Origin of the sequence: Arthrobacter sp. NPDC057388, assembly GCF_042668165.1 — a bacterium.
Classification (GTDB): Bacteria; Actinomycetota; Actinomycetes; order Actinomycetales; family Micrococcaceae; genus Arthrobacter.
This window is the reverse complement of record NZ_JBHVBL010000077.1, coordinates 1-10,238: the sequence shown is the minus strand read 5'-3', so window position 1 is coordinate 10,238 and position 10,238 is coordinate 1. Positions and strand designations below refer to the sequence as shown.

Sequence of the window (10,238 nt, the reverse complement as noted above, 5' to 3'; positions counted from 1 at the left end):
GCCCCGCCGGCGGGCCCGCGGGGCCGGGCGCGGCTTCCACGGCCGTTGACTCCGCCGGGGAGAGGACTAGCGAGAGGTACGCCTCTCGCAGATGCGATCCATCCTGTTCGGGCGAGACGTCCGCGACGGTGACCCGGACCGAGTAGTCGCCCGGCGGAACATTCACGATCACCGGATGGTCGAGGTTCACGAACGGGTCGCAGGCGCCCACCTTCCCGGAGGGGACACGGAGGGTCCCCAGATCGACAACGGTCAGTCGGCCGCGTCGGCCTCCGCCGAGGGGTGCTGTTCCGGTCCGGAGCGCGTAGTGATCAGCCATGTCCATGCGGTTACCCTCTTGTGTTCTGTTTTGGCAAGCGCACCCAATGCGCCGTCAAGGAGGTCATTCGTCCCAGCTGAATGATCGGAACTGCCACGGATGATCAAAGGTTAGGCGATCCGCCTGCGTGCCGGGTGGCATGGCTGCCAACTGTGCGAGGGAAGGATCTGCCGAGACGACGTGCCAGATGTGCGTCGCAATCAAGGCTCCCGGGGCGTTTGGGTCTGCTTCGCCGTCGGCGATGGCCCAGCCGCCGTCGGGATCGTGCAGAACCTGCAGTGCCGGACGGGCATCTTCCAAAACAGTCCGCATGACGGCGGCGCCAAGAGCAGGCGGGAAGGTGTCGCCCTCGAACGGCCAAGGCAGGTATCGGAACATCTCCTGGTTCATGCGCTCTTCTTCTTGGACGGTACTCATTTCTGCGGTGCCGGGACGATCCAGAAGCCTGCGACGGCCGCGTCGCCTGGTTCGGTGGTGGTGGGAACGAGCTGCGTGAGGAGCTGACCGGCCCGGAGGTCTACGGTCATGCTGGACGCTGTTCCGCACTTGAGGGCGAGTTCGTGGTTGGTTCCTTCTCTTTGCCCGGGCTGTGCGATGAGGAGGGCTGCCTCGGTGACGCCGGCGCATGCAGCAGTCACCTTGTAGCGTCCACTGGGCACGGCCGGCAAGGACGTCCCGTGCCCGTCGCCGGTCAGTCCGCCCGAGGTGCCGATGACGAGGTCCGAGGGCCTGGGGCCAAGGATCTTATCCAGTTGGGTTTGGTTGATTGCCTGCGCCTTAGCCAGGGCGGAATCAACCGTCGGCGGCGGAGGCGGGGCCGGCCGGGAAGTCACTAGCGCGGCAGCTTCATCGTCCGTGTAGGCGCAGGAGCTCAAGGCCCCTGCGGAACTGGCCAGGACCAGTAAGAGTGTTAGGCCGCCGACGTGCTTCCCCCCAAATATCCCCATGCCAGGCAGACTACTGGCATCCGACCACGTGAGCCATCCTCTGGAGCCCTGGCGTCACCGTGTCAGCGCCTAACATCTTGTTATCGGGCAGTGGTACCTCCAGCCGCAAGGAGTAATCGTGTGGAGCAACGTGCAGATGGCTGCACCCTCAGCATCATGGGTGGAACTGGCCGAGAACGACTGGGGCGCCCTGATCGGATGGGCTGCCGGCGAAGAGAACCTGCGCCGCCACCCGGCCTCGGACGCCGGCAGGACGGTGACCGGTTATGTCGAGCAAGCGGGGGAGCGGGAACCCTTTGAGGAGCCTTTTCGTCCGCTGGGGGTCGGCTTCTGGAAGCCGCGAAGAAGACCCGAACGTTCGTTACCTGGTTCAGGCTTCCTCGGCGGGAAGGTGTGTCGCTGGCTTTCCGCCGGCGTCGGGCAGTTCACGGAGCGCGGCCGCTATGACCCTCACAGCGTTGGGGTCCGTCGTCCAAGGCCGCCCACCCCGGGTGCAGGCAAGTAGTCCGATGACTTTGGAGCCTCTGGCCGCTTCGGTCAGCTCAGCCCAGGCAGCCTCCAGCTCCTTCGTGCCTTCGGGCGTTATGGGAGCGTTCTCGGTCTTTGAGGAAGCGGCGGGAGGTTCCGTTGCCGCCAAGGATGCGCTGTTTCGCCTGCAGAAGTTTTTGAGACCCAATTTTGTGTCCCTTCTGGACCGGGGGTAAATCAGCGTATCAATGGCTTACATGTCGGATTCGAGGATCGATTGGCGAAGAATCAGGGAGGATGATTTCAATGAAATCGTCGAATCCCTCATCATTCGGGACCGCTCGGGCAACGGACCGAGCCAGCGTTGGCAAACACCGGGTCGGATCTTGGGCTGCCTAGGCCTGTCCCATGCACCCACTTCAGGTCAAAGTGTGCCGTAAGTGTGCCCTGGCCCCCCATTGGACGTCATCAGGCTTAACCAGCGAAAAACCCCGGAAACCCCTGAATCCAGGGGCTGTCCGGGGTTTATCCCGAGCTTCCTATCAGAATCGAACTGATGACCTTTTCATTACGAGTGAAACGCTCTACCGACTGAGCTAAGGAAGCACCGCACCAATCAGCCGGAAAACCGGCCGGTTCATGCAAGAGACAACTGTAATAGAGTCCCCGCGTCCGGGTCAAAATGAGTGTCCCGAGGGCTGCGACTGACGTTGGCAGGACGTTCATTCTGCCGTCGGATCCGGTTCAGGCCTGCAACAGCAACGGCAGGAATGCTGGAGTCGACAGTGTGGCGCAGCACGCCTGCGCTCCAGCGGCAAAGGAGCTCGAGCATGACAGCAGACAGCGCAATCTCAACCGGCAGTGCACCGCGCACCGTCCCTGCGGCGGAGGCGGCGCCGGAATCATCGGCGGAGGGGCACCCGGTCCGGCTGGCGGTCCTGGCCATGGTGGGCACAACCGTTTACGACGGCGGTCTCATGGACCGCGCGATGTCCCGCACGCTCGTGGAACAGGGAGTTCCCGCCGGCTCAGCCCGCTTTGAAGGAATGCTGCGCTACGCGCGCGAGCGTTCCGGCATCTCCCGGATGACGGTTTTCGCTGACCTGTTCGATGACGCTTGCGCGGCTGCCAGCGCCAATAAGAGGTTCGAGCTGAACTGCGACGAGCTGATCGCCGACGGCGGGGTCCGGGCCGTTCCGGGGGCAGAGGACACCATCGGCTGGCTCCGGGACGCCGGGATCAAGGTTTGCCTGGCCACCGGCTTCGGGCGCCACACCCAGAACGTGGTGCTGGAAACGCTGGGCTGGATGGGGCTGGCGGACCTCAGCCTGTGCCCCGCGGATGCCGGCCGGGGCAGGCCCTTTCCGGACATGGTGCTGACAGCGGTCCTGGCCCTCGACGTCGACGATGTCCGGAAGGTGGCCGTGGTGGGGGATACCGCGGCGGACATCCATTCCGGACTCAGTGCAGGTGCTTCGGTGGCTGCCGGGGTACTGACGGGGTCGCATTCGGAGGCGGCGCTCCGTGGTGCGGGCGCCACGGACGTGCTGGCGTCGATCAAGGATTTCCCCGCCCTCCTGGAAAGGCGGGCATCCCGGTTCTGAGAGCCAGCGTGCTGAGACCCCGACGGCGGCCGGTGCGTGCGGCCGCCGTTTTCCATAACGGTCAGCAGACGGTGTTGTCCGCCGGCTGCTTGCCATCCACGAGATACTTGTCCACGGCCCCGCTGATGCAGGTGTTGGACCGGCCGTAGGCCGTATGGCCTTCACCCTTAAAGGTCAGCAGGGACGCGTTGCCCAGCTGCTTGCGCAGTTCGCTGGCCCACTCCACCGGGGTTGCCGGGTCGCCGGTGGTGCCGACGACGACGATCGGTGCGGAACCGGTGTACTTAACGGCGGCCGGAGTCCGGGTGTTCTTGTACGGCCAGTTTGCGCAGTTCGCCCCGCCGTAAGCGAAGAAGTAACCCAGGGTGGGGGAGGCCTCGCGGAGCCTCTGCTCCTCTGCGCGCATTGCCGCGGGATCGCTGCTCATGGGGTAGTCCAGGCAGTTGATGGCCCCGAAAGCGAATGTGGTGTTGGACGTGTATTTGCCGTTGGGGGACCGGTCGGCGCCAAGATCGGCCAGGCGGAGCATCTGGCTGACATCGCCCTTCATGGCGGTATCAATGGCTTGGGTCAGGGCCGGCCAGCTTTCGTTGGCGTACAACGGAACCACGATGCCGTTGACGAAGGTGTTGCCGCCCACCAGCCTGCCGTCCTTGGCGGTGCGGGGAGTTTGAGTCACTGAGGTGATGAGGTCGCGGATCTGCTGCAGGCCGTCGTCGACCGTGCCGCTCAGGGGGCAGCCTTCCTCGCCGAGGCAGTGCTCAACGTAGGCGCGCAGCGCCTTTTCGAAGGCCCGGGCCTGGCCGATGGTCAGGTCCTCGGCGCTCAGCGAGGGGTCGATGGCGCCGTCGAGGACCATGCGCCCCACGCTGTCCGGGAACAGCGATGCGTAGGTGGAACCAAGGAAGGTCCCGTAGGAGAAGCCGATGTAGTTCAGCTTGGCGTCATTGAGGACGGCACGCAGGACATCCAGGTCCTTGGCCGCGCTGACGGTGTCGATGTGCCCGAGGACCGGTCCCGTCTGGTCGGAGCACTTGGCCGCGATGGCCTTGTTGTCCGCGAGGAGGGTGGCGAGCCCCGCGTCAGTTTCCGGTGTGTAAATCTTGGCCCGCGCCTCATCCCGCTCCTTGTCGCTGAGGCAGGTTACCGGCGCAGAACGTTTGACGCCGCGCGGATCGAAACCCACGAGGTCGTAATTGGCGCGCACGGTCTCGGAAAAGTGGCTGTTGCCCGCATCCCGGACGAAGTCGTAACCGGACGCGCCCGGGCCGCCGGGGTTGACCAGCAGGCTGCCCTGTTTGTTCCCGGTGCTGGCGATCTTAACTGCAGCCAATTCGATGGTGTCGCCGTCAGGCTTCGCGTAATCCACGGGCACTTTGACCTTGGCGCACTGCAGCTTGTCCTCGCAGGGCTGCCAGACGATCTTTTGGGAGTAAAAGGACTTGAGCTCCTCCGGCGCGGCCGCCGCGATGGAGGGGTCGGCCTGTCCGGTGGAGCTGTCCTGGTCCTTGTCCGCGCCGAGGGCGCTGCACGATGCCAGCAGCACGGCCAGCGCCATGGCGCCGGCCGCCCGCATCCCGGCCGCGAGGGTCCGGGGTCGCGAGGACAGAGGCAGTGCAGACATCATGCGGTTTCTCCTTGTGGGCGGCGTCAGCCCGGTCAGGCAAAGTGCGGTCAGTGGTGGCGTGCTACTGGATCAGGCTTGCGGCCATTGACTCAACGGCCAGCAGCGGGGCGACGTTGGTTGTGGTGATCCGCTTGCGGGCGTTGTTAATCGCGTCCATCCGGGCGAGGGTCACTTCCGGCCCGGACCTTTGGGCGAACTCTTCCAATTCACTCCTCAGCTCAACGTTCACCAGTTCCACGGCGTTCCCAAGCTGGATGATCAGGACATCCCGGTAGAAGGAGAGGAGGTCCGTCAGGGTACGGTCCAGGGAATCCGTGACGGAGCGTTTGGCGCGCCGCTTCTGATCGTCCTCCAGCTGCTTCACCTGGCTGCGCATGGCGGGCGGCAGGGTTCCGGTCTCGGGTGCGCCGAGAGTGGCCAGCAGGGCGGCCTTTTCAGCGGCGTCACGTTCCTCGTTGGAGCTCGTGGCCTCTTCGGTGGCGATCTTCACCAGCTTGTCTGCCATCATCACCGCTGCCGTTATGCCCCGCAGCCCCAGCGGGAACCGCACGGTCTCCAACCGCCGCTCCCGGGCTTCGGCATCCCGGGCCAGCCGCCGGGCGATGCCCACGTGCGACTGCGCCGCACGTGCGGCGCGCTCGGCAAGGGCCGGATCCACGCCGTCCCGCTTCACGAGCAGGGCAGCGACGTCCGCGGCGGGCGGCAGCCGCAGCGCCACCGCCCGGCACCTGGACCGGATGGTCACCAGCACGTCAGCGGGGGAGGGGGCGCACAGCATCCAGATGGTGCGCGGAGTGGGCTCCTCGATGGCCTTAAGCAGCACGTTGGTGGTGCGCTCCGCCATGCGGTCGGCGTCCTCCACCACGATGATCCGCCACCGCGCCGAGGACGGCCGGTTGCCGGCGGTGGCCACGAGTTCGCGGGCCTCTTCGATGGTGATGGTCACCTTTTCGGTGCGGACAAAGGAGACGTCGGCGTGCGTCTCGCCCAGGATGGTCAGGCAGGCCGGGCAGGTGCCGCAGCCACGCATGGTGACATCGTCCTGGTCGCAGTTCAGTGCTGCGGCAAAGGCCTTTGCGGCATTGGAACGGCCGGACCCGGGAGGGCCGGTGAAAAGCCAGGCGTGCGTGAGCCCTTCACCCATGGCCGCCTGCTGCAATTGGGCGACGACGGCGGACTGTCCCTGCAGGTCATCCCAGACAGTCATGGCTGCCTGCCGGTTGCTGACAGGAGCTCTTCCACGCGTCCAAGGATCAGCGCGGCGATTTCCTCGACGGGAAGACCCGCCTCCAGGACCAGGTAGTTCTCCGGCCTGGCTGCGGCGAGGTCCAGGAAGGCCTGCCGGATCCTGGCGTGAAACTCGTCGGCCTCCGATTCCAGCCGGTCCTCGGCGGCATCGCCGGCGGTGCGGCGGGACCGCCCCTCTGCCGGGTGCACATCCAGGAGCACCGTCAGGTCCGGCTGCAGCCCCGACGTGGCCCATTCGTTGACGCTCCGCACCGCGTCCGTGCCGAGGGCCCGGCCGGCGCCCTGGTATGCCACTGAGGAGTCGATGTAGCGGTCCGTCAGCACCACCTCGCCGCGGGCAAGTGCGGGCCTGATGACCTGGCTGGCGTGGGCGGCCCGGGAGGCGGCGAAGATCAGGGCTTCGGTGTGCGCGTCGATATGGCCGTTGCCGTGGTCCAGCACCAGGGACCGGAGCTTCTCGCCGATGGGGGTGCCGCCCGGTTCCCGGGTACGCAGCACGGTGAGGCCGCGCGATTCGAGCGAGCCGGCCAGCCGGGCCGCCTGTGTTGACTTGCCGGCACCGTCACCGCCCTCGAAGGCGATGAAAAGTCCGGGGCTCTGCATGTTCACTTATCCAGCCTACCGATATCCACCGACGAAAAAGCGCGGCGGGTGCTTCTCCACATGCCCGGAAGCGGCAGTCCGCGATGCTTTTCCCAGCGGAGAGCCACCCAACGTACCCTGTGAACATGAGTCTTTCCGAGCAGCATGCCGCATCCCTGTCCGCCGAAACGGTGGTCGTGGCCGCCGGCCGCCCGCCCCGTGAGCACGATGCCCCGGTCAACCCGCCCATCGTGCTCTCCTCCACATACTTCGGCACCGGCGCGCTCGACGACGGCGACCGGGGCTACGGCCGCTACTCGAACCCGACGTGGGACCCCTTCGAGGAGGCCCTCGGCCAGCTCGAAGGCGCCTCGCTGCCGGGCCTGCTCTACTCATCCGGCCTGGCCGCCGTTAGCTCCGCCCTCTCCCTCATCCCCAACGGCGGCGTCCTGGTCATGCCGTCCCACAGCTATTCCGGTTCGCTGGTCATGGCCGCCGAACTGGCGGAAAAAGGCCTGCTCGAACTCCGCACCGTGGATATAGCGGACACCGAAGCGGTCCGCGCCCAGATAGCACCGGAGGGCGGCAAGGCCGCCGACATGCTGTGGCTGGAAAGCCCCACGAACCCGATGCTCGGCATCGCTGACATCCGTGCGCTCACCCAGGCCGCCCACGACGCCGGCGCCGTCGTTGTCACGGACAACACCTTCTCCACCCCGCTGGTGCAGCAGCCCCTCAGCCTGGGGTCCGACGTCGTGCTTCATTCGGTGACCAAGTACCTGGCCGGCCACTCGGACGTGGTGCTGGGCGCACTGGTCACCTCCGACGTGAAGCTGCGCGAGACCCTGCTTCACCACCGCATCATCCACGGCGGAATCGCCGGGCCCTTCGAAGCGTGGCTCGCCCTGCGCGGACTCCGGACCCTGGCCCTGCGGATTGAGCGTTCGCAGGCGTCGGCGGCGTTGCTCGCTGAACGGCTGAGCGCGCACCCTGCCTTGGAGAGCGTGCGGTATCCGGGCCTGGAGTCCGATCCCGGGCACGACCTGGCCAAGTCGCAGATGACCGGCTTTGGTTCCATTCTCTGCGTTCAGGTGGCCGCCGCGGGCGGACTGGGCGCCGCCGAAACGGCGGACAAACTGGTCCGTGCCCTGAACCTGTGGCTGCCCGCCACCTCCCTCGGCGGCGTCGAATCGCTCATCGAGCGGCGGCGCCGGCACGCTGCGGAACCCGCCAGCGTTCCGGAGAACCTGGTCCGGTTGAGCGTCGGCATTGAAAACGTCGAGGACCTCTTGGCCGATTTGAAGCAGGCGCTGGACGCGCTGGACCGATAGGCTGGGCTGGTGGACGGACGACTACTGATTTTCTACGTTGAGAGCACGGTCTACTACATCCTGGGGCTGATTGCACTGGCCCTCGAGGTGTGGGCCTTCTTCGACTGCGTCCGCCACCGGGCCAACGCCTTCGAGGCTGTGGGCAAGCGCACCAAGACCTTCTGGCTGGCCCTGACCGGCGGCAGCCTGGCCATCGGTGCGCTGTCCGTGCTGGGCGGGGGATCCGGCGGGTTCCTTGGCCCGCTGGGCCTGTTCGGGCTCGCTGCTGTGGTGGCAGCGTCCGTGTACCTGGCCGATGTCCGGCCCGCCGTGAAGGACGCCGGCCGCGGCGGCAGCCGGAACATGGGTCCCTACGGGCCCTGGTGACAGCCGCCTAGTCCGGCGCCACAGCTTCCCAGCCGACGGTAAGCTCCCCGAGACGCCAGCGCGACGGACCATCCTGGACCGGCCAGCCGCCGTCGAGCAGTGCCCTGCACATGGCCGTCCACCGTTGCCGGTTTCCAAACGGCGCCAGCGGCGCCGCCTCGAGCCACGCCCGGTCCATCGCCTGCAGCAGGGTATGGATACGTTCGCCGGGAACATTCCGGTGGATGAGGGCTTTGGGCAGCCGCTCTGCGATCTCGGACGGCAGACCGAAACTGCCGAACCGCACGGACATGGTGAGGCTGAGCGGCCGCTCCGGATCCAGGGCGATCCAGGCGGAGCGGCGTCCAATCTCGTCGCACGTCCCGTCGATGAACAGGCCGTCCGGAGCCAGCCGTCCCTGCACCAGCGCCCAGATGCCGTGCACGTCCGCTTCCTCGTACTGGCGCAGCACGTTGAAAGCGCGCACAAACACCGGCTTCCCCGGCACCGGGACTTCGAATCCTCCATTGGAGAAACTCAGGCCCGGCCGCTCCAGGGGCTTCGCCGCGCGCACACGTTCCGGTTCGATCTCGATCCCGCAGACGCGCACATCCGGCCGCACAGCCCGTAACCGGTCAAAGAGTTCGACGGCGGTGGCCGGCGAGGCACCGTAGCCCAGGTCCACGACGAGCGGGTCGGCTGCCCTGCGGAGCCGCCAGGCCTGCGGCCCGGCCAGCCACCGGTCCAGCCGGCGCATCCGGTTCGGGTTGGTGGTGCCGCGGGTCACGTTCCCCACCGGCTTGCCCCGGCTGCTCCGGCCGGTCACCACCCGCTCTGCTTTCTGCACCACGGCCCTAGCCTATCGGCCGCGTCCGTCCCGGGTTGAGGGCCGGTCCTGCCGGGTGATGTAACTCTCGGCGCCCGTGGGCCGCGCTCGGCTAGGATGAAAATCATGACTTACAAGCTGATTCTGCTGCGCCACGGCCACAGCGAATGGAACGCCAAGAACCTGTTCACCGGCTGGGTGGACGTTGACCTGAACGACCAGGGCCGCGAGGAAGCAGCACGCGGTGGAGAGCTGCTGGTTGAGAACAACATTCTCCCGGACATCCTCTACACCTCGCTCCTGAAGCGGGCCATCAACACGGCCAACATCGCCCTGGACAAGGCTGACCGCGGCTGGATCCCCGTCAAGCGCGACTGGCGCCTGAACGAGCGCCACTACGGCGCCCTGCAGGGCAAGGACAAGGCCCAGACCCTGGCCGAATTCGGCGAGGACCAGTTCATGCTGTGGCGCCGTTCCTATGACACCCCGCCGCCCGCACTGGATGACAGCAGCGAGTTCTCCCAGTCCCGCGACCCGCGTTATGCGGACCTCGGCGATGAGCTGCCCCGCACGGAATGCCTCAAGGATGTCCTGATCCGCCTGCTGCCGTACTGGGAATCGGACATCAAGGAAGACCTGAAGGCAGGCAAGACGGTTCTGGTCACCGCCCACGGCAACTCCCTGCGCGCCCTGGTCAAGCACCTGGACGGCATCAGCGACGACGACATCGCCAGCCTGAACATCCCCACCGGCATCCCGCTGGTCTACGACCTGGACGAGAACTTCCAGCCGATCACCCGCGGCGGAACCTACCTCGACCCCGAAGCAGCGGAGCAGGCCATTCTGGCCGTAGCCAACCAGGGCAAGAAGTAGCCACTGCCTTCCGCTGGTTGGGCCGCCCAAACCAAACGGACGACGCCGGCCGGTCACCTCAGGTGACC

General features: G+C 66.6%; 12 protein-coding genes and 1 tRNA gene. 5 read left to right on the top strand and 8 right to left on the bottom strand.

The genetic code is table 11. The features are described from left to right. The 3 genes from ACFUTU_RS20765 to ACFUTU_RS20755 all read right to left on the bottom strand — a co-directional run. On the bottom strand, positions 1-325 hold a 325-nt coding region (locus tag ACFUTU_RS20765; RefSeq protein ID WP_377967772.1), incomplete at its 3' end, for a DUF4241 domain-containing protein. A 57-nt stretch (positions 326-382) separates the two neighbouring features. Then, positions 383-709, bottom strand: a complete 327-nt coding sequence (locus tag ACFUTU_RS20760) for a hypothetical protein (protein ID WP_377967770.1) — start codon at positions 707-709, stop codon at positions 383-385. Between the two features lie 23 nt (positions 710-732). Continuing rightward, positions 733-1,152 carry a hypothetical protein gene (locus tag ACFUTU_RS20755; protein WP_377967768.1) on the bottom strand — a complete coding sequence of 140 codons (420 nt, stop codon included), beginning with the start codon at positions 1,150-1,152 and terminating at the stop codon, positions 733-735. Between the two features lie 232 nt (positions 1,153-1,384). On the opposite strand from ACFUTU_RS20755, the gene ACFUTU_RS20750 reads away from it, so the two are divergent. Beyond that, positions 1,385-1,771 (top strand): DUF5956 family protein, encoded by a 387-nt coding sequence (locus ACFUTU_RS20750; RefSeq protein ID WP_377967766.1) that lies wholly within the window; start codon positions 1,385-1,387, stop codon positions 1,769-1,771. A gap of 496 nt (positions 1,772-2,267) precedes the next feature. On the opposite strand, the gene ACFUTU_RS20745 is transcribed toward ACFUTU_RS20750, so the two are convergent. Beyond that, positions 2,268-2,340, bottom strand: a tRNA-Thr gene (locus ACFUTU_RS20745). A gap of 224 nt (positions 2,341-2,564) precedes the next feature. On the opposite strand from ACFUTU_RS20745, the gene ACFUTU_RS20740 reads away from it, so the two are divergent. Further along, positions 2,565-3,338: an HAD-IA family hydrolase gene (locus ACFUTU_RS20740; protein WP_377967764.1), complete on the top strand. Its 774-nt coding sequence runs from the start codon at positions 2,565-2,567 to the stop codon at positions 3,336-3,338. A gap of 61 nt (positions 3,339-3,399) precedes the next feature. On the opposite strand, the gene ACFUTU_RS20735 is transcribed toward ACFUTU_RS20740, so the two are convergent. The 3 genes from ACFUTU_RS20735 to tmk form a co-directional block, all read right to left on the bottom strand. Further along, on the bottom strand, positions 3,400-4,962 hold the full coding sequence (locus tag ACFUTU_RS20735; protein WP_377967774.1) for an alpha/beta hydrolase: 1,563 nt from the start codon (positions 4,960-4,962) through the stop codon (positions 3,400-3,402). Positions 4,963-5,026: 64 nt separating this feature from the next. After that, positions 5,027-6,172 (bottom strand): DNA polymerase III subunit delta', encoded by a 1,146-nt coding sequence (locus ACFUTU_RS20730; RefSeq protein WP_377967762.1) that lies wholly within the window; start codon positions 6,170-6,172, stop codon positions 5,027-5,029. Then, the gene (gene tmk / locus ACFUTU_RS20725) at positions 6,169-6,822 is read right to left on the bottom strand and encodes a dTMP kinase (RefSeq protein ID WP_377967760.1); all 654 of its coding nucleotides are present in this window, start codon (positions 6,820-6,822) and stop codon (positions 6,169-6,171) included. Before tmk ends, ACFUTU_RS20730 begins: the two co-directional genes overlap by 4 nt. Positions 6,823-6,941: 119 nt before the next feature. Here tmk and ACFUTU_RS20720 point away from each other — a divergent pair, with 119 nt between their 5' ends. Together ACFUTU_RS20720 and ACFUTU_RS20715 are read left to right on the top strand one after the other, a co-directional pair. Beyond that, positions 6,942-8,126 (top strand): trans-sulfuration enzyme family protein, encoded by a 1,185-nt coding sequence (locus tag ACFUTU_RS20720; RefSeq protein WP_377967758.1) that lies wholly within the window; start codon positions 6,942-6,944, stop codon positions 8,124-8,126. 9 nt (positions 8,127-8,135) lie between these two features. Beyond that, positions 8,136-8,492 (top strand): DUF2516 family protein, encoded by a 357-nt coding sequence (locus ACFUTU_RS20715; protein WP_377967756.1) that lies wholly within the window; start codon positions 8,136-8,138, stop codon positions 8,490-8,492. 7 nt (positions 8,493-8,499) lie between these two features. Here ACFUTU_RS20715 and ACFUTU_RS20710 read toward each other — a convergent pair whose 3' ends face one another. After that, positions 8,500-9,321 (bottom strand): class I SAM-dependent methyltransferase, encoded by an 822-nt coding sequence (locus ACFUTU_RS20710; RefSeq protein WP_377967754.1) that lies wholly within the window; start codon positions 9,319-9,321, stop codon positions 8,500-8,502. A gap of 102 nt (positions 9,322-9,423) precedes the next feature. Between ACFUTU_RS20710 and ACFUTU_RS20705 the strand changes: the two genes are divergently transcribed. Next, complete coding sequence (locus tag ACFUTU_RS20705; RefSeq protein WP_377967752.1) at positions 9,424-10,170, top strand: phosphoglyceromutase; 747 nt, start codon at positions 9,424-9,426, stop codon at positions 10,168-10,170. Positions 10,171-10,238: the final 68 nt, after the last annotated feature.